Origin of the sequence: Actinoplanes hulinensis (genome assembly GCF_019429605.1) — a bacterium.
Classification (GTDB): Bacteria; Actinomycetota; Actinomycetes; order Mycobacteriales; family Micromonosporaceae; genus Actinoplanes; species Actinoplanes campanulatus.
Map to the genome: position 1 here is coordinate 33,635 of NZ_JAHXZI010000001.1, position 22,587 is coordinate 56,221.

A 22,587-nucleotide genomic window follows, 5' to 3' on the forward strand; every position below is an offset into this window, starting at 1 on the left:
ATCTCATGCGCCGTCGCCTGCTCGCTGCCGCCGCTGTCGCGGTCGTCGCCGTTCCGGCGCTGATCGATACCGTGCCGGCCACGGCCGACCGCGCGCACCCGTCGGTGGTCTCCGACGACCCGGTTGACTGGACGCCGCACGTGCTCGACGGGACGGTGTGGTCGCTGGCGCTGGTCGGTGACACGGTGGTGGTCGGCGGGGCCTTCACCAAGGTGGCCGACAGCAGCCGCCGGCAGACCTACGAGCGGAAGAACATCTTCGCGTTCGGGCTGCACGACGGCGTGATCCGGACCTTCTCCCCGCAGGTGGACGGCGCGATCTACTCGCTGGCCGCCGGGCCCGACCACTCGGTGTACATGGGTGGCGCGTTCAAGACCGTCAACGGGGCGCAACAGCGCGGTCTGGCCCGGATGTCGGTGCGTGACGGCACCCGGTACGGCTCCTTCAACGCCCGGGTCAACTGGGGTGACATCCGGGCACTGGTCAGCCGGGGTGAGCGGCTCTACGCGGGTGGCACGTTCTCCGCGGTCAACGGTGTGCAGCGGGTCGGGCTGGTCCGGCTCAACGGCGAAACCGGCTCGGTGGACCAGGGCTTCGACGCGCGGCTGGCCGGGCCGGGCCTCAAACGGGTCCGGGTGGAGCACTTCGACGTCTCACCGGACGGCAACCGGCTGATCGCGGTCGGCGCCTTCCTGCGGTCCAACGGCGCGGACCGTACGCAGATCGCGCAGTTCAACGTCGGCGGCTCCGGGGCCGGCCTGGTCAACTGGTACACCGACGCGTTCAAGCCGACCTGCATGAAGGGCTTCGACACCTATCTGCGGCAGGTCAAGTTCTCACCGGACGGCTCGTACGTCGTGGTGGCCGCGACCGGCCGGGCGTCGTCGGCGCAGAAGCTGTGCGACTCGGCCGCCCGGTTCGAGGTGCGGGCCACCGGACGGCTGAACCCGACGTGGGTGCAGCGCACCGGCGGCGACTCCCTGTACGCCGTGGCGATCACCGGGCCGGCCGTCTACCTGGGCGGGCACCAGCGGTGGTTCGACAACCCGTACGGCACGGACGGCAACGGACCGGGGCCGGGCGCGGTCTCCCGGCCCGGTATCGGCGCGGTCAGCCCGGGCACCGGCAAGGCCCTGGAGTGGAACCCCACCCGGTCCCGCGGCGTCGGCGTGCGGACCTTCCTGGTCACCCCGGACGGCCTGCTCGTCGGCTCGGACACCGACCAGCTGGGCCGCGAATTCCACGGCCGGATCGGCATGTTCCCCTTGCGCTGACCACCAGCACCCGCGATTCGCCGCCGGCGACTCGGGGCCCGGTTTCCAGGCGAATCGCCGCGGAGCGAAGCGGAGCAATTAAAGCAATGCTCCTTCGTCGTGGAGCCAGTCCACGAAGGAGGTGGCGACCGCGGCGCCGCAGTCGAGCAGCTCGACCAGCAGGGTGTCGTGGACGCCCGCGGCGAGGGGGACCTGGAGCTCCGCGTAGATCGGGAGCTGGCCCCGCTCGGTGGGGTCACCGACGTAGGCCTTGCAGAAGCGGCGTGTGTGGTTCCACTCGTTGACCACCCGGTAGGCACGGTCGGCCCAGTCCGGCGGGACCGTCGCGTGCGGGCGGGCCCGCATCACCAGGATCTCGTCGTCCGGTCCCTCCAGGGTGAACAGCACGGCGTGCCGCTCCCACATCGCCAGGAGGCTGCCGCCGCCGTCGGCGAGGAACCGGATGTCGAGCAGATCGAGCGCCTTGCCGACACGCGCGAGCTGCACCGGCAGGACCAAATCGGACGATCCGGTCGCGGACAGTTCGGACGGGACTCCGGAGCGGCTCGGCTCGCGCTGGGCCGGGACACCGACGCGAACGGTGCTCTGCACCGCCACCTCGCCACCGGTATCCAGCTCATTGCTCGCAGCCGATCCCGGACGCCATGACCACCACGGCATCGTGTGCACCTCACTCCCCAACAGACCCAGAGCCGGGTGTTGCAGTGGATCCGAGGGCAGACGGTACCCGTACCGTTCCTGAAGGTCATCCCCCTAACGAGAGGGCGGAACCGGAAGAACGAGGTGGTGTCACCCTTTCGGGTGATTCACCATCGGCATAACGGTCAATTTGTGAACGCTCTGTCGCCAAGCTACTCCATATGGTGCAGAAATTCCCACCCAGCCGCCGGCCACCCGAACCCTCACCTCCGCCGGCTCCGCGTCCCCCGGACCGAGGAAACCCATCCGGGCGACCGCCTGGACGAGACGTTGGGAGATCTGTACGGGCGCGCCGTCCTCGGGCGTGACGACCAGCGCGACGTGATCCAGGAGCGCGTCGCGGACCGCGCGCTGCCCGACCGCCCGGCCCGGGAAGCCGCCCGACGCGACCTCCCGCAGAGTCCCGGCGGCCGCCGCGGCCAACTGGGTCAGCTCGGCGCCGGAGATCGACTCGACGGCCCGGCTGGCGGCCGGCGGCAGCGGCCACCGCCACTGCGTGTCCCGGCGCTCCGGCAGGGACTCCCCGCCGGCGGCCAGCACGGCCAGCAGTTCGGCGGCGGAGACCGTGGCATCACCCGGTCCGGGGCCGGCCACCTCACGGGTGACCAGCACCTCCCAGGGAAGCCGGGCCCAGAGCGCGGTCCGCCCGCCGGACGACCGGAGCCGGACCGGCGCGGCCGGATCGAGCCGGGTGAGCCGCGCCAGGAACGCGCCCGCATCGGGAACCCCGAGCAGGCCGTGGCCTCTCATGACCGATCCTCGACGTACGGCGCCAGGAACTCCCGCTCGGCGTCGGAGAGCCGGCGCGGATGCCCCTTGACCAGGTTGTACGGCACACACACGGATTTCGCCCGGCTGGCCAGCACACCGTCGTCGAAGAGCTCGTAGGAGACCGTGAACGCCGCGGCCCGCAGCTCGGAGACCCACATCTCGATGCGGACCGGGTCACCGAAGTCGATCGGCCGCACGTAGTCGATCTCGTGGCGGGCGATCACGATGCCCTCCTCGAAGGAGCCCAGGCCGTGCGCCCGGGCCCCGACGAAGAACATCGCCACCCGCGCCTCCTCGTAGAGAGTGAGGAAGCGCGCGTTGTTGACGTGCCCGTACGCGTCCATGTCGGACCAGCGCACGGGCACGTCGTATATGAAACGCTCAGTCACGGGTGAGTTTGCGGTAGGTCACCCGGTGCGGTCGGGCCGCCTCGGCGCCCAACCGGTCGATCTTGTTCTTCTCGTACGCCTCGAAGTTGCCCTCGAACCAGAACCACTTGTCCGGGTCCTCGTCGGTGCCCTCCCAGGCCAGCATGTGCGTGGTGACCCGGTCCAGGAACATCCGGTCGTGGGAGATGACCACGGCGCAGCCGGGGAACTCGAGCAGCGCGTTCTCCAGGCTGGAGAGCGTCTCCACGTCCAGGTCGTTGGTCGGCTCGTCGAGCAGGATCACGTTGCCGCCGATCTTCAGCGTCATCGCGAGGTTGAGCCGGTTCCGCTCGCCACCGGAGAGCACCTTGACCGGTTTTTGCTGGTCCGGGCCCTTGAAGCCGAAGGCGGCCACGTAGGCGCGGGACGGCATCTCGACCTTGCCGACCATCATGTAGTCGAGGCCGTCGGAGACGACCTCCCAGACGGTCTTGCTGCCGTCCAGGCCGGCCCGGTTCTGGTCGACGTAGGACAGCTTGACCGTCTCACCGACCCGGACCGAACCGGCGTCGGCCTGCTCCAGCCCGACGATGGTCTTGAAGAGCGTGGTCTTGCCGACGCCGTTCGGGCCGATGATGCCGACGATGCCGTTACGCGGCAGCGAGAACGACAGATCATCGATCAGGGTACGGCCGTCGAAGCCCTTGACCAGGTCCTTCGCCTCGATGACGGTGTTGCCGAGACGCGGGCCCGGCGGGATCTGGATCTCCTCGAAGTCCAGCTTCCGGGTCTTCTCCGCCTCGGTGGCCATCTCCTCGTACCGCTCGAGACGGGCCTTGCTCTTGGTCTGCCGGGCCTTGGCGTTGGACCGGACCCACTCGAGCTCCTCGGTGAGGCGCCTCTGGAGCTTCTGGTCCTTGCGGCCCTGCACCGCGAGGCGGGCGGCCTTCTTGTCCAGGTAGGTGGAGTAGTTGCCCTCGTACGGGTACGCGTGACCGCGGTCCAGTTCGAGGATCCAGGTGGCGACGTTGTCCAGGAAGTACCGGTCGTGGGTGATCGCGATGACCGTGCCGGCGTACTTGGACAGGTGCTGCTCCAGCCAGTTCACACTCTCGGCGTCGAGGTGGTTGGTCGGCTCGTCGAGCAGCAGCAGGTCGGGCGCCTCGAGCAGCAGCTTGCAGAGCGCGACGCGGCGGCGCTCACCACCGGAGAGCTGGGTGACGTCGGCGTCCGGCGCCGGGCAGCGCAGCGCGTCCATCGCGAGTTCGAGCTGGGCGTCGATGTCCCACGCGTTGGAGTGGTCCAGCTCCTCCTGGAGCTTGCCCATCTCCTCCATCAGCTCGTCGGTGTAGTCGGTGGCCATCTGCTCGGCGATCTTGTTGAACCGCTCGAGCTTGGCCTTGGTCTCCGCGACCGCTTCCTCGATGTTGCCGAGGACCGTCTTCTCCTCGTTCAGCGGCGGCTCCTGCGCGAGCATGCCGACCGTGTAACCGGGCATGAGCCGGGCCTCGCCGTTGCTCGGCGTGTCCAGGCCCGCCATGATCTTCAGCAGGCTGGACTTACCGGCGCCGTTCGGGCCGACCACACCGATCTTGACGCCTGGCAGGAAGTTCAGCGTCACGTTGTCGAGCACGACCTTGTCGCCGTGCGCCTTACGCGCCTTCTCCAGGACGTAGATGAACTGGGCCACGGTGTGCCCTACCTCCGAGATCGTGGGTTTTCGGTGCCGGAATCAAAGGACAATCTTTCCACCTGCCCGCGCGCGGCGAACGACAACCCCGGCTGTCACTCCGGGACGACGTCCTGTTCCTCGGCCCGGCCGTCCTCGTGCGTGATGATCAGCTTGTCGGCGGTCACCACGAAGATCGCGCCGTCCTCGGCCGCGGCCCAGAACTCACCGGCGTCGTTGTGCCGCACGTTGGCGAGGAACAGCGCCGTCTTGTTCTCCACCCATTTGGCCTCACCGCCGCCCTTGTTGGCGTGGTAGTAGAGCCGCGCCTCCTCGTCCTGGCAGATCCAGACGACCGTACGGCTCTCGGTCCGCACGCGCAGCACCTGGCGCAGCTCGCCGACGGCGCCCGCCTTCTCCCCCATCGCCTGCGTCTCCGGCCGGCACAACGGCCCCACCGTCAGCAGGCTGGGCCCCTGCGAAATGCCCGGTTCGGGGTTGTTCGGCTCACGGCCGCGGGAGAGCAGATACCCGGTGACCAAGCCGCCGACCGTCAACACCGCCGTGGCGATCACCACAGGGATGAACAACGGCCGCCGTCGCTGGGAATGATCATCGAGCGGTGTCACCGGCACAGGATGACACCCGGTTCCCGGCGGGTCCATCACGCATCGGCCCGGGAGGCCGAGCGGAGGTGGTGAGAGAGCGGGAGCTTACACACAGTAGGCTCACCTTGGGAACAGAAACCACTCGGAGGTGTACTCAGCGTGGCCCAACGAAGTTCCTTCGTCGTCGTCGCCAACCGTCTGCCCGTGGACGAGGTCACCACGACGGACGGTGAGAAACAGTGGCGACCCAGTCCGGGTGGCCTGGTCACAGCCCTGCATCCGGTGCTGGCCCAGCACCGCGGCACCTGGATCGGCTGGGCCGGTGGGGACGGCCCAGCGCCCGATCCGTTCGATCTCGAAGGCATCCACATCCACCCCGTTCCGCTCAGCGCCGAAGAGCTGGAGCGCTACTACGAGGGTCAGTCCAACGCGACGATCTGGCCCCTCTACCACGACGCGGTGGAGACGCCCGTCTACAAGCGACGCTGGCGGGAGACGTACCGGGTGGTCAACCACCGGTTCGCGCAGGCCGCGGCGGAGGTGGCCGCAGAGGGCGCCACCGTCTGGGTGCAGGACTACCAGTTGCAGCTGGTCCCGGCCATGCTCCGGGAGATGCGCCCGGACCTACGGATCGGGTTCTTCCTGCACATCCCGTTCCCACCGATCGAGCTGTTCATGCAGATGCCGTTCCGGGCCGAGGTCCTGCGCGGGCTGCTCGGCGCCGACCTGGTCGGCTTCCAGCAGCGGCTGGCCGCACAGAACTTCGTCCGCCTGGCCCGGCACCTGCTCGGGCTGCGCTACGAGGGCCAGTCGATCCAGGTGGACGGCCGTCGTGTGAAGGCCGGTGCCTTCCCGATCAGCATCGACACCGCCGACATGGAGAAGCTCGCCGCCGACCCGGCGGTGCAGGCCCGGGCCAAGCAGATCCGGGCCGAGCTGGGTGATCCGAAGACCATCGTGCTCGGCGTCGACCGGCTGGACTACACCAAGGGCATCGAGCTGCGCCTCAAGGCGTTCCGGGAGCTGCTCGCCGACGGCAAGCTCAACGTCGGTGAGGCGGTGATGGTGCAGGTCGCCACGCCGAGCCGGGAGCGGGTCGAGCACTACCAGACGCTGCGGGTGCGGGTGGAGCGCGAGGTCGGCCGGATCAACGGCGAGTTCGGCCGGGTCGGCACGCCGGCCGTGCACTACCTGCACCAGTCGGTCAGCAAACAGGAGCTGGCCGCGATGTACGCGGCGGCCGACGTGATGATGGTGACCCCGCTGCGCGACGGGATGAACCTGGTCGCCAAGGAGTACATCGCCTGCCGCGGCGACACCGGGGGCGCGCTGGTGCTCAGCGAGTTCGCGGGCGCCGCCACCGAGCTGCGCCAGGCGTTCCTCTGCAACCCCCACGACCCGGACGGGGTGAAGGACGCGTTGCTGCGGGCGGTCGGCGCCGAACGGCCGGAGCTCAGGCGCCGGATGCGGGTCATGCAGCGCCATCTGCGGACCCACGACGTGGCCCGGTGGGCGAAGTCGTTCCTCGACGAGCTCAACATCGACGACGAGAAGGCCGGGGATTGAGATCGGGCGCCGGGCCGTTTCGGCCCGGCGTCCCTTCTTCCGGTACGCGTGACGCGCGCTTCAGCTCGAAGCGGGCGTGAAACACTCCCTGACCGCGACGACGTCGCCGATCACGACGACCGCCGGAGTCCGGATCCCCGCCGCCGCGGTCGCCTCGGCCACCGCGCCGAGCGTGCTGGTCAGCGACCGCTGGTGGGCCGTCGACCCCTCCTGCACGACCGCGACCGGGGTGTCCGCCGAGCGGCCCTCGGCGATCAGCCGCTCGGCGATCCGCGGCAGATTCTTCAGGCCCATCATCACCACGACGGTGCCGCGCATCCGGGCCAGCGCCGCCCAGTCGACGAGCGTGTCCGGGTGGTCCGGCGGGATGTGGCCGGAGATGACCGTGAACTCGTGCGCCACCCCGCGGTGGGTGACCGGGATTCCGGCCAGGGCGGGCGCCGCGATCGAGCTGGTCACCCCGGGGACGACCATCACCGGCACACCGGCCCGGGCGCACGCGAGCGCCTCCTCGCCGCCACGGCCGAAGACGAAGTTGTCGCCGCCCTTGAGCCGGACCACGAACCGCCCCTGGCTCGCCCGGTCCACCAGGATGCGGTTGATCTCCTCCTGGGCGGCCTGCGGACCGTACGGGATCTTGGCGGCGTCGATCAGCTCGACCTCGGGGCGCAGCTCGCCGAGGAGCATGCCGGGGATCAGCCGGTCGGCCACCACCACGTCGGCGGCGGCGAGCAGGCGGCGGCCCTTCACCGTGATCAGCTCGGGGTCGCCGGGGCCGGCTCCGACCAGGGCCACCCCCTTGAACTCGGGCGCGGCCGGTGGGGCGGCCTCCAGCACGCCGGCCACCATGTCGCGCACCGCCATGGCACGGCGACGGTCGCCACCGTCGGTGACCGCCACGGTCACCTGGCCGTGCCGGGTGACGGCCGGGGTCCACGCGGTCGCCGCGTCCCGGTCGTCCGCCCGTACGCAGAAGATCCGGTGTTCCTCGGCCGCCAGGCTGACCTGAGCCGCCGCCTCCGGATCGTCGATCGCGACATGGACCAGCCACGCGCCCTCGACGTCGGCGGGCGCGAAGCGCCGCGGCGTCCAGACGGCCCGGCCGGCGTCGACGTGCCCCTGGAGCGTGGGGGTCAGCTCCGGCGCCACGATCTCGACCCGGGCGCCCGCCGCGATCAGCGCCGGCACCCGGCGGGTGGCGACCGTGCCGCCGCCGACCACCAGCACGCGGCGGCCCTCGATCCGCAGACCCAACGGATAGATGCTCACTTCTCGGACACTCCCGCTGAATCGAACGTCGCCACCTCGTGCAACACGCGGACCGCGGCCGACACGACGGGCAGGGCCAGCACCGCGCCGCTGCCCTCGCCGAGGCGCATGCCCAGGTCGAGCAACGGGTCAAGGCCGAGGTGGGTGAGCGCCACCCCGGCGCCCGGCTCGGCGGAACGGTGCCCGGCGACCATGGCGGCCACCGAGTCCGGGGCGAAGGCCGCCGCCGCGACCGCGGCCGACGCCGCGATCACACCGTCGACGATCACCGGTACGCGACGCGCGGCGGCGCCCAGGATGAACCCGGTCAGCGCGGCGTGCTCCAGGCCACCGACCGCGGCGAGCACGCCCAGCGGGTCGGCGGGGTCGGGCGCGTGCCGCTGGAGGGCGGCCGCCACCACGGAGATCTTGTGCTGGTAGGTCTCGTCGTCGACGCCGGTGCCCCGCCCGGTCGCCGCCGCCGCGGACGCGCCGGTGAACGTGGCGATCAACGCCGCCGCCGGGGTCGTGTTGGCGATGCCCATGTCACCGGTGAGCAGCGCGCGGGCGCCCTGGTCGACAAGGGTCGTGGCGACCTGGATGCCGACCTCGACGGCGGCCAGCGCCTCCTCGCGGGTGAGCGCCGGGCCGGCCGTCATGTCCCGGGTGCCACGCCGCACGTTCGCGTCCAGCAGGTTCGGCCCGCCGTGCAGCGGGATGGCCACGCCGACGTCGACCACCATGACGTCCGCGCCCGCCTGCCGGGCGAACGCGTTGACCACCGCGCCGCCGGCCACGAAGTTCGCCACCATCTGGGCGGTGACCTCCTGCGGCCACGGCGTCACCCGCTGGGCGTGCACCCCGTGGTCGCCGGCGAAGACCGCGACAGTGGCCGGCTCCGGCAGCGGCGGCGGGCACACCCCGGCCAGCCCGGCCAGGCGCACCGACAGCTCCTCCAGCACGCCCAGCGAACCGGTCGGCTTGGTGAGCCGGGCCTGCAACTCGCGGGCGGCGGTCATGGCCCCGTCGTCGGCGGGCCGGATGGCCGCCAGGGTGGTCTCCAGCGTCACGGTCGCTCCTCGATCACATCGGTCAGAGTCTGCACGAATCCGTCAGTGGTGGCAGTGTCGCGCACCGCAATCCGGAGCCAGTCGAGGCCCAGCCCCGGGAAGGTGTCGCCACGGCGCACCGCGTAGCCACGTCGGCGCAGCTCAGCGCGTACCTGATCGGCGGCGGGGAGGCGTACCGGAACGAACGCGGAGGCCGGGTCGCCCGGAACCGTGACGCTCGGCACTCGCCGCAACCGTTCCACCAGATGGGCACGCTCGGCGGCGAGCGCCGCCGCGATCTCCCGCTCGGTCGCGACAGCGACCGGCGAGGCGCAGGCGGCGGCCGCGGCGAGCGCCGGTGTGGAGACCGCCCACAGTGGTTGCGCGGCGGCCAGCCGGCGCAGCAGGTCGGCCGGCCCGAGCAGGTAGCCGATTCGCAGGCCGGCCAGGCCCCAGGTCTTGGTGAGACTGCGCAGCACCACCAGACCGGGCAGGTCGCGGCGCTCGGCCAGGGACTCCGGCTCACCCGGCACGCCCGGCCGGAAGGTGGTGTCGGCGAACGCCTCGTCGACCACCAGCACGCGGCCCGGGCGAGCCAGTTTCGCCACGTCGGCGGCGGGGTGCAGGACCGAGGTGGGGTTGGTCGGGTTGCCGACGAAGACCAGGTCGGAGTCGTCCGGAACCAGGCCCGGATCGAGCCGGAAGCCGTCCGGCTCACGCAGGACCACCCGCTCCACCCGGTGGCCGGCGTTGCGCAGCGCCGCCTCCGGCTCGGTGAACTGCGGATGCACCACGACCGGCCGACGGGCGCCCCGCAACGCCTGCGCGAGCAGCACGAACCCTTGGGCTGCGCCCGCGGTGAGCAGCACCTCGCCCGGATCCCGGCGATGCCGGGCCGCGACGGCCGCGGTGGCCGCGCGGTCGTCCGGGTACGCCGAGAGCGCGCCCAGCGACTCCGCGATCGGCCCGGCCAGCCAGGCGGGCATGGCCTGATGCCGCACGTTGACCGCGAGATCGATCAGGCCCGCCCCCACCTCGGCGTCGCCGTGATGATCGAGGTCGAAACTCATGGGCTCAGCATGCCGGACGGCCGACCACGCCACACTTCGGCCGTTCCGGGTAAACATGAGGCTTTTTGTCATACCTTCGAGAAGTGACGAGCCGACGCCTCACCGTAGCCGGAAAAGTCGCCATGCTGATCCGGGCCGGGCTCATCGCCGGACTGGTCCTCGCCGGCCTCTCCTACCCCTTCACCGCGCTGGCCGGCATGGGGGTCAAGGCCGGCACCGAGGCACTGGACAACATGCCGGAACAGCTCACCGAGACACCGCCGGCCCAGACCAGCTACGTCTACGCGGCCGACGGCAAGACGCTGCTCACGATGTTCTACGAGGAGCACCGCAAGCACACCGACCTGGACGACATGTCGCCCTACCTGGTCAAGGCGATCGTGGCCTCCGAGGACACCCGCTTCTACGAGCACAACGGCGTCGACCCCAAGGGGGTGGCCCGGGCCTTCGTCGCCAACCAGCAAGCGGGCGGGGTCGCCCAGGGCGCGTCCACACTCACCATGCAGTACGTGCGGATGGCGCTGCGGGACAGCGCCAAGACCCCGACCGAGGCGCTCAAGGCGACCGAACAGACCGCCGCCCGCAAGCTGCGCGAGATGCGGCTCGCCATCGAGGTGGAACAGCGGCTCAGCAAGGACGAGATCCTCGAGCGCTATCTCAACGCCGCCTACTTCGGGCACCGCGCCTACGGCATCTTCGCCGCCTCCCAGGTCTTCTTCTCCAAGGCGCCGCGCGACCTCACCCTCACCGAGGCGGCACTGCTCGCCGGGCTGGTCAAGGCACCATCCGCCTACGACCCGGCGGCCAATGACCGGGGCGCCGCCCTGGACCGGCGCAACTACGTCATCGACCAGATGCGGAAGATGAACGCGATCACCGCCGAGCAGGCCGCCACCGCCCTCAGATCGAGGATCAAACTCAAGCTGAGCACGCCGCCCAACGACTGCGTCTCGGTGCCGGAGAAGCACAACGACTGGGGCTTCTTCTGCGACTACTTCAAGAGCTGGTGGCGTGAGCAGCCCGCCTTCGGCAGCAACCCCCAGGAACGCGAGGCCCAGTTGCGCCGCGGCGGCTACCGGGTGGTCACCTCCATAGACCCCAAGATCCAGCGGTACGCGCTGCGGCACGTACTGGAGAAGGAAGGGCGCGGCAGCACCTTCGCCCACGGACAGGTCGTGGTGCAGCCCGGCACCGGACGGCTGCTGAGCATGGCCGTCAACCGGACCTACTCGCTGGACCAGGAGAACAACGGGCAGCACACCGACTGGCGCAAGAAGGACGACGAGAAGGGCAACTACCCCAACACGGTCAACCCGCTGCTCGGTGGCGGTGACATGGCCGGATATCAGGCCGGGTCCACCTTCAAGATCTTCACGCTGCTGGCCGCCCTGGAAGCCGGGCTGCCACTGACCACCTCCTTCTACGCGCCGCAACGGTTCGTCTCCCAATACATCACCGCGCCCGGGCCGGCGACCTGCGGCATCTACTGGTGCCCGAAGAACTCCAGCAAGTCGATGACCGGCACACAGACCATGTGGAGCGGCTTCGGCAAATCGGTCAACACCTACTTCGTACAGCTGGAACAGCGGGTCGGCGCGGAGAAGGCGGTGCGGATGGCGGAACGCCTCGGGCTGCGCTGGCGCACCGCCGTCGACAAGGAACTCGCCACCAAGGAACACGCCCCCGACTGGGGCGCCTTCACCCTGGGCGTCAGCGACGCCACCCCGGTCGAGATGGCGAACGTCTTCGCCACCCTGGCCGCGGAGGGCCGCTACTGCGAGCCGCTGCCGGTGCTCAGCATCCGCAACCCCGACGGAACCCACGCCGTCTACCAGGAACGCCTGGTCGCCGCACCCCGCTGCCACCAGGCCGTCAAGGCCACCGTCGCGCGCGCGGCCACCGACGCGGCCCGCTGCGTCACCGGTTACGGCGCGGCCCGCGGCCACTGCGGCTGGGGCACCTCCGCGATGGTCTACGGTGTCCTGCAGCGCCCGGTCGCCGGCAAGAGCGGCACGACGGACGGCAACAAGACCGCGTGGTTCAGCGGTTACACCCCGCAGCTGGCGGCCTCCGCCTTCGTCGCCGACCCGGACAACCCGGAGCATCTGGTCGGCTCGGGCCGCTCGACGATGTCGAAGTACACGGTCGCCCAGACGCTGCGGGACGCCCTCCAGGACGAGCCCGAACTCAAGTTCACCCCACCCTCCGACAAACTCGTCTGGTGACGACCCCTCCCCGGCCGGCCTCAGTCCCGGGCCGGGAAGACCAGCCGGCCTCAGTCCCGGGCCGGGAAGACCAGCCGGCCTCAGTCCCGGGCCGGGAGGACCGGCCGGGTGGGTCTGGCCGGTCGGCGGCGGGGTGGTCGCCAGGCCGGATCGCGGCCGGCCAGGCCCAGCGCCTGGGCCAGCAGATCCTCCTCCGGGCCGACCGGAACGCGTGGACCGAACAGGCCCGGCGTGCCCTCGCCCGGGCCCTGCCCGAGGAACTCGATCAACTGCTCCAGGGCGCGCGGATCGGCGGCGTAGTCCTGGCCGGTCGCCCGGGCGAGATCCCACCCGTGCATGACCAGCTCATTCATCGCGACGGCGCCCATGGCGGTGGCGGGCATGGTGACACCGCCCGCCTGCGCCGTGCCGGTCCAGGCGGCCGGGTCCTTCCACGCCATGGACAACTCGGCTAACAGCACCGGAAGCCGGCTGCGCCAATGCCGGGACAGGTGCTCGGCGGACGGCTCGGGTGGTGGGCCGTCGACACCCGAACGCTTTCGGGCGGCCAAGGTGAAAGCGTGGGCCAGACCCATCAGATGATCGAGCAGCGCGGCGACCGGCCAGCCCGGGCAGGGCGTCGGGGCGGTCAGGTCACGATCGTCGACCCCCAGCAGCAGGGCTCTGATCTGACGAACCGGCGGGTCGAAATCCAGCGGCACACGATCGGCCACGATCCACCTCCTTCGGTTCTCGTAGCCCTCACGGTACGAGGGGGGTACGACAACTTCGCAGCCCGAGATCCGGCCTTTCGCACGCTGGGCCGCTTCCGGCGGCGAACCCCACGCTCGCCCGCGGCAACGGACAGCCCGCTCGCACTCCGCCCGTCGGCCGGCACCGTCCCTACCGGCTCAACCGAGAAGATCTTCGGCCTCTTCCGCCGGACAGCAGCGGATCGAATGGACCGTCGGCTGCGCCGTCTTCCTCCCCAGTACGGGCGTAGCGGCAACGGACGGAATGCCTGGACGCCGGTTTTCACGCCTGCGAGACGACGAGCGATCTCAGTCGGCCGCGACCTTCTCTGCCCGGTGACAAGAGACAAATCGCTTCCCCTCAGGCCGCCCGCCGAGGCTGGGGAACCGGCCTCTAACAGACGGAATCCCCGGCCGCCGGTGGTGGGCGGAGCATTTCGCGGGACGAGCGGTCAGGAATGGACGGGGAAGTCCGGGGCCGGATGGTCGTCGGAGTGGGTGGGACCCCCCTGGCCGGTCGGCATCCCGTGATCCGGGCCGGGCATGTCGGGGCCGGGCGGCCTGCCGTTGCCCTGGCGGCCGAGCGGGGGCAGCACCTGTCCCTGCAGGACGATCGGTCCCGCCGAGGGCGACATGGCCTGGCCGGGTGACATGGCCGGGTTGAGCGGCATTGCCTGGCCAGGTGACATGGCCGGGCCGGAGCTGGCCGGCATGCCCTGGCCGGGCACGCCGTGACCCGGTAGGCCGTTGCCGGGCCCGAACCCGCCCGGACCGAGCTGGCCATTGCCGGGCCCGAACCCACCCGAACCGGACTGGCCATTGCCGGACCCGAACCCACCCGAACCAGATTGGCCGCCGCCGGATTGACCGGGGCCGGAAGCCCTCCGCTCCGGAAAATCGTGGCCGAAGGCACCCTGGCCCGGCCCGCCCCGTTCCGGAAAATCGGAACCGGGGGCACCCTGGCCCGGCGCGTCATGACTTGGGAAGTCCTGGCCGTAAGCGTCTCCGCCCGGCAGGCCGGAGCCGGGACCGTTGTGGCCGGGATGGTTCATGGCGTGCGGCATACCGGAGGCCGCGCTCGAGGAGACCTGGCCCGAGGTGGTGAGGACCACGGTGTCCGGGACGCCCTGCGCGGGTGGGCCACCCGCACCAGGGCCGGCCGGCGAGCCCTGGACCGGCGACAGGCCGGCACCGGCCGGAACCATGGCCGGGTGGCCGGCGGGCACCATTCCGGGCGGGGAACCCGCGGGCATGCCCTGCGGGCCGGGCGGCATACCTTGCGGCGAGCCGGCCGGAACACCTTGCGGCGGGCCGGACGGCATGCCGGAAGGGGGACCCGATGGCGGGCCGGAAGGCATGGCCTGCGTCGGAGCCGTGGGCATGCCGGCAGCCGGGTGGGACGATCCGGGACCCTGCGGACCGGCGTGCGCGGCCGCGACCAGCCGGCGGGCGATCTCCGGGGCGGCGGCCCAGTGCAGGCCCAGTTGTGAGGCGTGCACCTGGCGCCAGACGAAGCCTTCCGGATTGCCGCCGGACCAGGTCCAGGCCGGGTTCGCGCCGGAGCGGGGGGTGACGACCGCCCGGTGCTGCTTGTAGCCGGTGATCCGGGCGCCGGCCGGAGCCAGCACGGACATGCCGGGGGCGGTCGCCTCACGGTAGCCGGCGACGGTCTGCTCTCCGGTGGTGGCGGTGGCGTCGAGGACACCGCACATGGGGCGCCCGTCGAGTTCACGGCCGAGCCACGGCAGGGCGACGCCCTCGGCCACCACCGGCCAGCCGTCCCGGGCGAACTGGGCGACCGCGGCGCAGAGGCGGCGATTGGCGGAGAGCTCCTCCGCGTACCCCTCGGGAAGGCCCGCACCGACGACCAGGCCGCGCGTGCCCGGAGGGAGTGCCTCGTCGCGCAGCGGGTCGACGACCGCGACGTCGGCGCCGGCCGCGGTGAGCAACTCGGCCGTCTCCACGTAGGTGTAGGGGGCGCCCTGGCCGCCGGCCAGGGCGATCAGTGGCCGCTGATCGAACGGGACGTCCCCGGCCGCCTCGGCCGGGGTCCAGAGCGGGCCGGGGATCGGCGGCGCCGACGCGGCGAGCGCCATCAACCGCTCCATGTCGAGGCCGCTCGCCACCGCCTCGCCGAGGCGGCGCACGGCACGGCCGGCCTCGACGGTCCGGTGGGCGACCGGAACGAGCCCGTGTGACCGGGCGGGCAGCACGTTGGGAAGGTCACCGCGATGCAGCGCGCCGAGCACCGGCATGCCGATGTCGTCCATCGCGCTGCGCAGCATCTGTTCGTGCCGTTCGGAGGCGACCCGGTTCAGGATGACGCCGCCCAGGTGCACCATCTCGTCGAACATCCGGAAGCCGTGGACGAGCGCGGCCAGCGAGTGGCCCATCGCGGCGACGTCCACCACCAGCACGACCGGGGCCCGCAGCGCGGCGGCGACCGACGCGGTGCCGTCGACCTCCGGCTGACCGGTGAGGCTGTCGAACAGGCCCATCGCGCCTTCGATGACGGTGACCTGTGCACCGGACGCGCCGTGCGCGAAGAGCGGCGCGACACGCTGCGCGCCGACCAGGCGCGGGTCGAGGTTGCGGCCGGGGCGTCCGGCGGCCAGTCCGAGGTACGCCGCGTCGGTGTGATCCGGGCCGACCTTGAAGCCCGCGGTCGGGATGCCCCGTCCGCTGAGCGCGGCGAGCAGTCCCACGGCGATGGCCGTCTTGCCGTGGCCGGACGACGGCGCGCTCACGACCAGACGAGGCTGGGCGGTGATCAATGTCTCCCCCGAGGTTTCCGCAGGCGGCCGCCACTTCTCGTCGACTGCCGGATGTCGCAGACTACCTGGCTGGAGCAGGGACTATCGCCTAGCCGGGTAGCCTCAGGGGGTGTACCGGTTCCTGCTGACCCCCCGCTGGCTGGCCGCGGCCGCGCTCACCGTCGTCGCCTCGGTGGTGATGGTCATGCTCGGCAACTGGCAGTTGCACCGGTATGAGGAACGCACGGCCATCAATGACCGGATCGACGCCGCGAACACGGTCGACGCCGTCGCGTTGACCTCGGTGCTGACCGCGCCGACCGCGGCGGGCACCCCGGGCGCCGCCCCCGGCAAGGCTCTGGCCTGGACAAAGGTCACCCTCAGCGGCCGCTACGACCCGGCCAACGAGATCCAGGCACGGGGCCGCACGGTGGGCAGCAAGGTCGGTTTCGAGATCCTCACACCGCTCCTCCTGGAGAACGGCACGGCCGTCCTGGTGGACCGTGGCTGGGTGCCCGCGCCGCCCGGCGGGGCGCTCGCCGCACCCGAGGTTCCGCCCGCTCCGACCGGGCAGGTCACGGTCGTCGGGCAGATTCACCTGTCGGAAAGCCGACCCGCTCCGGTGGACCGGCGGGACGGCCGTCTGGACACCCGGCGGATCAGTCTGCCGCGCCTCGCCACCGAACTGCCTTTCCCGGTGTACGGGGCGTATGTCCTGTTGACGGAACAGACGCCGGCGGCCGATCCGGCCTTCGTCCCGATCCCGATCCCGCACGAGGACTCCTGGCAGAACGGCGGCTACGCCGTCCAGTGGTGGATCTTCGCCGGGATGGTCTTCGTGCTGTACGGCTGGCAGGCCCGGCGGGAGGCTTTGGAGTCGGCGTCCGGGAAGCCGTCCGGCGCCCGGCCCGCGAGGAAGGCCGACCGTCCCCGCGACCGCGTCGAGGCGGCCGACGAGCGCAAGGCCTCGCGCGACCGCGTCGAGGAGGCGGACCGGCGGGCCGCCGCATCGCGGTCCGCGACCGTCACGGCCGACCGGCCGGAGAGCGACTAGCACCTCCTCGTCCCGGCCGTGCCGCCAACGCCCCCGAAATCGCCGTATCGAGTAGACGGTGGCCCGCGGCCGTGAGCGCCGCCTCGCGACGATCGGTGAGGGCGAATAGGGTGGCGGCATGACCTTTCCGTCTGGTGATCCGTGGGGCGCGCCCGCTCCCTCCCCGGAGCCGGAGAGCCCGGCCGTCCCGGAGACGACCGGGCCGGTGATCGTGGAGATCGCTGAGATTCACGTCACCTCCTCGCTGGTCCGGACGCCGGTGGGTGATCTGCCGCTCGCCGGCTCGCGGTGGCATGTCACCGATCACTGGCTCTCGCAACGGCGCACCCCGATGTGGGCGAAGGTGGCGGCCTTTCTCGCGATCTGCCCGACCGGTGGCCTCAGCCTGCTGCTCCTGCTGGTCAAGGAGACGGTTCCGCAGGGAACGGTGCATGTGACAGTGACGAGCGGCACTCATCAGTACGTGGGCCGGGTCCCGGTTCAGCGCGAGGGCGATGTGGCGTCGATCAACCAGCAGGTCAACTACGTCCGGAGTCTGGCCGCGCTCTGACCACGACGGTTCAGGGCCCGGTGGAGGCCACTCCGGTATGGAGAGCCCGGACCATGGCGATGGTGTCGGCCTCGGCGGCGGTCTTGTCGTCGCGGTAGCGGAGCACCCGCGCGAACCGGAGGGCGACCCCGCCCGGATAGCGGGGTGACGTCTGGACGCCGTCGAAGGCGATCTCGACGACCTGCTCCGGCCGGACCCGGACGACCCAGCCGTCGTCGGAGACGGCCAGTGCCTTGAAACGCTCGGTCTGCCAGCGCAGCAGTTCGTCGGGCAGGCCCTTGAACGTCTTGCCGAGCATGACGAACCCGCCGGAGTCCGGGTCCCGGGCGCCGAGGTGCAGGTTGGAGAGCCATCCGCGGCGGCGGCCGTTGCCCCACTCGACCGCGAGGACGACCAGGTCGAGGGTGTGGCGGGGTTTCACCTTGATCCAGGCGGCGCCCCGGCGGCCCACGTCGTACGCCGCCTCGGGCGCCTTGATCACGACGCCCTCCTGCCCGGCGGCCAGTGCGGCGGCGAACGCGGCGGCCGCCTGCTCCTCGCTCCCGGCCTCGGTGCGGCCGACGATGAGGGACTCCGGCAGCGCCTCGGCGAGGGCCGCCCAGCGCACCCGGCCGGGTTCGTCGAGCAGGTCGGCGCCGTCGAGGTGGAGCAGGTCGAAGAAGTACGGCCGGAGGCCGCTCGCCGGGGCGCCCCGGGTCGCCGCGCGACTCGACGTCTCCTGGAACGGGCGCGGCCGGCCGGCTTCGTCGAGAGCCATGGCCTCACCGTCGAGGATCGCTTCGCGCAGCGGCAGCTCACGGACGGCGGCGACCACCTCGGGCAGGCGGGCGGTGATGTCGTCGAGGCTGCGGGTGTAGACGGCCACCTCGTCGCCGGAGCGGTGCACCTGGATGCGGATGCCGTCGAGTTTCACGTCGACGACCGCGGGGGCGCCGGTGGCCTGGAGGGCGGCCGCGACGTCGGGTGCGCTGCCGGCCAGCATCGGGCTGAGCGGGGTGCCGACCCGCAGGTGGATCTCGGCGAGCGCGGCGGCTCCACCGGACAGCGCCGCGACGGCCACCGCCCTGAGGTCGCCGGAGAGCAGCAGCGCCCGGCGGACCGCGGTCGCCGGCACCTCGGCGGCCACCGCGACCGCCTCGGCCAGCAGCCCGGCCTGCGCGCCCTGCCGCAGCTCGCCGCCGAACAGGCCGAGAAGGAGCCGCTGCTCCTCCTCGGTGGCGGCGGCGAACAGCGCGCCGAGCAGTTGTCTGCGGCGGGCCTGGGAGCCGGCTCCCGCGACGGTCGAGATCTCCTGGATCGCGGCGTCGACCGCGGCCACGGTGAGCGTGGCCTCGGCGGCGGCGGGTGGCCGCTCACGCAGGGACGCGTAGCCCACGCCGGTCTGCCGCTGCCGCAGCTCGCCGGCCAGGAACGCCGCCCCGGCGACGATCTCACCGGGGTCGAGACGTCGCAGCGCCCCGGCCAGCAGCTCGATCTTGGCCTTGCGGCCCGAGGTCGCGGCGACGGCGGCCGAGGTGGCTGCTATGTCGAGAAACCGCACGATCCCCATCCTGACAGCCGGTTACGTCTTTCGTGTCCCCGCTGGCGACGAATCGGGCACGTCACCCCCATACCCCCTCCCCGAGGAAACCGCGGCGACGATGGCGCGGCACCCGGGGTGAGGAAGCCGGTCATGCGGCCTTTGGCTCCTCCGCGATGCGGAAGCCACGGGCCCGGACCGCGTCCGCGACGCGGGCCAGCTCGGCATCGAGCGTGCAGAGCACCCGGGAGAGGTCATCGAGGTGATCGGTGAGGGTGTCGTCGTCCCACCCGGAGACATCGACGTCTCCGAGGGCGCGGGCCGCGGCACGGAGCCGGGCGATCGACTCGATCCGCTCACGCGTGCGGAGACGGTCGAGTGGGTCACGCGCGGAACCGGGGGTCACCCGGGCCGCACGGCCGGCCAGCGCGGCCGACATGCTCTGCGCGGCGGAGAGCCGCTGCGCGGTCGGACCTGGCTGCGCGGCCGGAGTGCTCGATGCAGTCGAACGCATGTTCGAATCCTAACAGGATCGATCGTCGGCGCCACCCGTAGATCCAACCTGTGGACAACCGTTTCTCACCTGGCCATGGCGTGCCGGAACAGGGTGTCGGCCTCGGCCGGTTCGGCCCGTGCGGCGACGAAGCCGTCCGGCCGGACCAGGTAGAACAGGCCGGGACGCAGCACGGTGGCGGGCGCCGGCGGGAAGACGTGCACCGGCACGCCGAGGTCGGGCGCGTCGGCCGCGGTGACCCCGCCGTACGCGTGGATCTGCCAGCAGGCGGCGCGCAGTGCCGCATGGTTGCCGTCGGCCCAGGGCAACCGCCGCCCGACCACCGGATCCCGCCGCCGCCCGGGCGTCCCGGCCGGGTCGAGGCGGTAGTGGATCCGGATCTGCGACACGTACTGGAAGAGCCGGGAACCGCCGGCGGAACCGGGCAGCGCCCGCACCCCGACCGGCGCGAGCAGCGGCACCGCGACCCGCCGCAGCACGCGCAGCGGCCACCGGCTGGAGGTGAGGAACCCGAAGACCCGGTCGGTGGTGGCGACGAGTTTCCGGGCGACCGGGCGGCGCTCGGCCTCGTAGCGGTCCAGCCAGCCGTCCTTCCGGGTGCCGCGCAGCACGTCGGCGAGTTTGAAGGCGAGGTTGTGGGCGTCCTGGAGGCCGGTGTTCATGCCCTGGCCGCCGACCGGCGAGTGCACGTGGGCCGCGTCCCCGGCCAGCAGGAACGGGCCGTCCCGGAACGCCGCGGCGACCCGGTGGTGGACCCGGTAGGTGGCGAACCAGCGGGACCGGTCGTAGGTGACCCCGTACGTCCGCAGCATCCGGGCGCGGGCGTCCTCCTCGTCCAGGGCGCCGTCGCCGTCCACGTCCCGGACCAGGCCGATCAGCCGCCAGTTGCCGTTGCCGCGCATCGGGAAGGCAAGCAGGAAATCGTCCCGGTACGGGCGGACGTTTATCGCGTCCGGCTGGAGCCCGCCGGCGCCGGTCGCGTCCAGGACGAAGAAGCGGTGCGGGTTGGTGACACCCTCGAAGTCGATCCGGCGGGCTTTGCGGACCATCGAGTTGGCGCCGTCGCAGCCGACACAGAACCGGGCCCGCACCGTGTGGTTGCCGACCTTCGCCTCGACCCCGTCCTCGGTCTGCACGACCGCGGTGACCGGCGACTCCCAGAACACCTGGCCGCCGAGCTTCTGCAGATTCTCGTTGAGGATCTCCTCGTTACGGCTCTGCTCGAGAACCTCGATGTACGGGTACGGCGTGACCGCCCCGCCCAGCGGCCCGAGCGGGATCCGCCCGAAGCCGCGCGCCCCGAAGCCGGGGGCGAGCGCCTCGGCCCGGCGCGCGGCCTCCAGCACCTGGTCGCCGATGCCGAGCTGATCGTAGATCTCCAGACTGCGCGCCTGCACGATCAGCGCCCGGGACTCGATCGTCGGACCGTCCTTGCCGTCCGCGACGATCACCTGAACCCCGAGCCTGGTCAGCCAGTTGGCGAGCATCAGCCCGGTGGGGCCGGCGCCCACCACCAGGACCTCGCACGACAGCTCGGCCATCAGCCACCCCGATCTACCTCGTCATGGTCTCCGCGACGTTCTTGAGCAGCAGCGCCTCGGCCACACAGACGCGCTCGAACTCACCGAGGTGCAGGCTCTCGTCCGGTCCGTGTGCGGCCGAGTACGGATCCTCGACGCCGGTCACCAGGATCGCGGCGGCCGGGAACAGCTCCTGAAAGGTGGCGATGAACGGGATCGACCCGCCGACGCCCATGTCCACCGGCTCGGTGCCGTCCCACGCGGAGCGGAAGGCGGCGCGGGCCGCGTCGTACACCGGGCCGGTCGCGTCGATCACGCACGGCTGGCCGTCGCTCTCCAGGGTGACCTCGAGCTGGGCCCCCCACGGCACGTTCTTCTCCAGGTGGGCGCGGACCGCGTCGTACGCCGACTTGGGGTCCTCGCCCGGCGCCAGCCGGACGCTGATCTTGGCCTTGGCGGTCGGCTGCAACGCGTTGGCCGCCTCCAAGGTGCGCGGGGCGTCGACACCCAGCACGGAGATGGACGGCTTGGTCCAGATGCGGTCGGTGATGGTGCCCCGGCCGATCAGGTCGACGCCGTCCAGGATCCCGGCCTCGTGCCGGAACCGGTCGGCCGGATAGTCGACGCTCGCGCCCTCGCGGCCCACCAGCCCGGGCACCGCCACCTCGCCGTCGTCGTCGTGCAGCGTCGCCAGCAGCCGGGCCAGGGTGATCAGCGCGTCCGGCACCGGCCCGCCGAACATGCCACTGTGCACCGCGCTCTTCAACACCCGGACCTCGGCGAACAGGTTGACCAGGCCGCGCAGCGAGGTGGTCAGCGCCGGCCGGCCGATGTCCCAGTTGCCGGAGTCGGCGATCACGATGACATCGGACCGCAGCTCCTCCAGGTGCTCGTGGATGATCGTGTCGAGGGAGTCCGAGCCGTACTCCTCCTCCCCCTCGACGAAGACGACCACGCCGACCGGCAGCTGATCGCCGAACGCACGCAGCGCGGCGACATGCGCCATCACCCCGGCCTTGTCGTCGGCGGCGCCGCGGCCGTAGAGCCGCCCGTCCCGCTCGACCGGCTCGAACGGATCGCTGGTCCACAGCGCGGGGTCACCGGCGGGCTGGACGTCGTGGTGCGCGTAGAGCAGCACGGTGGGCGCGCCGGCCGGCGCCGTCTTACGCCCGATCACGGCGGGCTGGCCGCCGTGCCGGACGATCTCGGTGTCGAGCCCGCACCCGCGCAGCAGCTCGGCGACCGCCACGGCGGACCGCTCGACGTGCGAGTGGTCGAAACCCTCGAAGGCGACACCCGGGATACGCACCAGCCGTTCCAGGTCGGCGCGGACACCGGGCATCTCGCGCCGGATCGCGGCGCGCAGATCGGATTCACTCAGGCTCATGCCGCCGATCGT

The 22,587-nt window shown here is 71.8% G+C and carries 19 protein-coding genes; 5 read left to right on the forward strand and 14 right to left on the reverse strand.

Annotation, left to right across the window (positions count from 1 at the left end; genetic code table 11):
- The first annotated feature begins 5 nt into the window (after nt 1–5).
- Nucleotides 6–1,274 carry a delta-60 repeat domain-containing protein gene (locus tag KZ829_RS00190; RefSeq protein WP_220141863.1) on the forward strand — a complete coding sequence of 423 codons (1,269 nt, stop codon included), beginning with the start codon at nt 6–8 and terminating at the stop codon, nt 1,272–1,274.
- Nucleotides 1,275–1,352: 78 nt separating this feature from the next.
- Here KZ829_RS00190 and KZ829_RS00195 read toward each other — a convergent pair whose 3' ends face one another.
- The 5 genes from KZ829_RS00195 to KZ829_RS00215 all read right to left on the reverse strand — a co-directional run bounded on the left by KZ829_RS00195 (nt 1,353) and on the right by KZ829_RS00215 (nt 5,410).
- Entirely contained in the window at nt 1,353–1,934 is a 582-nt protein-coding gene (locus KZ829_RS00195; protein WP_220141864.1) for a type III secretion system chaperone family protein, read from the reverse strand.
- A 129-nt stretch (nt 1,935–2,063) separates the two neighbouring features.
- Nucleotides 2,064–2,723, reverse strand: a complete 660-nt coding sequence (locus KZ829_RS00200; RefSeq protein ID WP_220141865.1) for a DUF8185 domain-containing protein — start codon at nt 2,721–2,723, stop codon at nt 2,064–2,066.
- Nucleotides 2,720–3,133 carry an acyl-CoA thioesterase gene (locus tag KZ829_RS00205; protein WP_183227756.1) on the reverse strand — a complete coding sequence of 138 codons (414 nt, stop codon included), beginning with the start codon at nt 3,131–3,133 and terminating at the stop codon, nt 2,720–2,722. Before KZ829_RS00205 ends, KZ829_RS00200 begins: the two co-directional genes overlap by 4 nt.
- Nucleotides 3,126–4,802 (reverse strand): energy-dependent translational throttle protein EttA, encoded by a 1,677-nt coding sequence (ettA, locus tag KZ829_RS00210; RefSeq protein ID WP_220141866.1) that lies wholly within the window; start codon nt 4,800–4,802, stop codon nt 3,126–3,128. The genes KZ829_RS00205 and ettA overlap by 8 nt, the downstream gene beginning before the upstream one ends.
- Nucleotides 4,803–4,897: 95 nt before the next feature.
- Nucleotides 4,898–5,410 (reverse strand): hypothetical protein, encoded by a 513-nt coding sequence (locus KZ829_RS00215; RefSeq protein ID WP_308285277.1) that lies wholly within the window; start codon nt 5,408–5,410, stop codon nt 4,898–4,900.
- A gap of 138 nt (nt 5,411–5,548) precedes the next feature.
- Here KZ829_RS00215 and KZ829_RS00220 point away from each other — a divergent pair, with 138 nt between their 5' ends.
- Complete coding sequence (locus KZ829_RS00220) at nt 5,549–6,955, forward strand: alpha,alpha-trehalose-phosphate synthase (UDP-forming) (RefSeq protein ID WP_220141868.1); 1,407 nt, start codon at nt 5,549–5,551, stop codon at nt 6,953–6,955.
- A 60-nt stretch (nt 6,956–7,015) separates the two neighbouring features.
- Here the strand turns inward: KZ829_RS00220 and cobA are convergent, their stop codons facing one another.
- From cobA to cobC, 3 genes are read right to left on the reverse strand one after another with little or no spacing between them, the layout of a single operon-like run.
- Entirely contained in the window at nt 7,016–8,224 is a 1,209-nt protein-coding gene (gene cobA / locus KZ829_RS00225; RefSeq protein ID WP_220141869.1) for a uroporphyrinogen-III C-methyltransferase, read from the reverse strand.
- Nucleotides 8,221–9,273 carry a nicotinate-nucleotide--dimethylbenzimidazole phosphoribosyltransferase gene (gene cobT, locus KZ829_RS00230; protein ID WP_220141870.1) on the reverse strand — a complete coding sequence of 351 codons (1,053 nt, stop codon included), beginning with the start codon at nt 9,271–9,273 and terminating at the stop codon, nt 8,221–8,223. Before cobT ends, cobA begins: the two co-directional genes overlap by 4 nt.
- Entirely contained in the window at nt 9,270–10,322 is a 1,053-nt protein-coding gene (cobC, locus tag KZ829_RS00235; RefSeq protein ID WP_246634875.1) for an Rv2231c family histidinol phosphate aminotransferase CobC, read from the reverse strand. The genes cobT and cobC overlap by 4 nt, the downstream gene beginning before the upstream one ends.
- 83 nt (nt 10,323–10,405) lie before the next feature.
- On the opposite strand from cobC, the gene KZ829_RS00240 reads away from it, so the two are divergent.
- A complete protein-coding gene (locus tag KZ829_RS00240; RefSeq protein ID WP_220141872.1) occupies nt 10,406–12,547 on the forward strand; it encodes a transglycosylase domain-containing protein in 2,142 nt (713 codons plus the stop codon).
- A gap of 80 nt (nt 12,548–12,627) precedes the next feature.
- Here KZ829_RS00240 and KZ829_RS00245 read toward each other — a convergent pair whose 3' ends face one another.
- Both KZ829_RS00245 and KZ829_RS42555 read right to left on the reverse strand, forming a co-directional pair.
- On the reverse strand, nt 12,628–13,260 hold the full coding sequence (locus KZ829_RS00245) for a TIGR03086 family metal-binding protein (protein WP_220141873.1): 633 nt from the start codon (nt 13,258–13,260) through the stop codon (nt 12,628–12,630).
- Between the two features lie 470 nt (nt 13,261–13,730).
- On the reverse strand, nt 13,731–16,025 hold the full coding sequence (locus tag KZ829_RS42555) for a cobyrinic acid a,c-diamide synthase CobB (protein WP_308285278.1): 2,295 nt from the start codon (nt 16,023–16,025) through the stop codon (nt 13,731–13,733).
- A 136-nt stretch (nt 16,026–16,161) separates the two neighbouring features.
- Between KZ829_RS42555 and KZ829_RS00255 the strand changes: the two genes are divergently transcribed.
- Nucleotides 16,162–17,085, forward strand: coding sequence for an SURF1 family cytochrome oxidase biogenesis protein (locus tag KZ829_RS00255; protein WP_308285279.1), 924 nt, complete (start codon nt 16,162–16,164; stop codon nt 17,083–17,085).
- A 118-nt stretch (nt 17,086–17,203) separates the two neighbouring features.
- Nucleotides 17,204–17,635 carry a hypothetical protein gene (locus tag KZ829_RS00260; RefSeq protein ID WP_204297382.1) on the forward strand — a complete coding sequence of 144 codons (432 nt, stop codon included), beginning with the start codon at nt 17,204–17,206 and terminating at the stop codon, nt 17,633–17,635.
- Between the two features lie 10 nt (nt 17,636–17,645).
- Here the strand turns inward: KZ829_RS00260 and KZ829_RS00265 are convergent, their stop codons facing one another.
- The 4 genes from KZ829_RS00265 to KZ829_RS00280 all read right to left on the reverse strand — a co-directional run bounded on the left by KZ829_RS00265 (nt 17,646) and on the right by KZ829_RS00280 (nt 22,569).
- Nucleotides 17,646–19,184 (reverse strand): ATP-dependent DNA ligase, encoded by a 1,539-nt coding sequence (locus tag KZ829_RS00265; RefSeq protein ID WP_220141874.1) that lies wholly within the window; start codon nt 19,182–19,184, stop codon nt 17,646–17,648.
- 121 nt (nt 19,185–19,305) lie between these two features.
- Nucleotides 19,306–19,593, reverse strand: coding sequence for a hypothetical protein (locus KZ829_RS00270; RefSeq protein WP_223150252.1), 288 nt, complete (start codon nt 19,591–19,593; stop codon nt 19,306–19,308).
- A gap of 140 nt (nt 19,594–19,733) precedes the next feature.
- A complete protein-coding gene (locus KZ829_RS00275; RefSeq protein WP_220141875.1) occupies nt 19,734–21,209 on the reverse strand; it encodes an FAD-dependent monooxygenase in 1,476 nt (491 codons plus the stop codon).
- Nucleotides 21,210–21,222: 13 nt separating this feature from the next.
- A complete protein-coding gene (locus KZ829_RS00280) occupies nt 21,223–22,569 on the reverse strand; it encodes a dipeptidase (RefSeq protein WP_220142386.1) in 1,347 nt (448 codons plus the stop codon).
- Between the last annotated feature and the right edge of the window lie 18 nt (nt 22,570–22,587).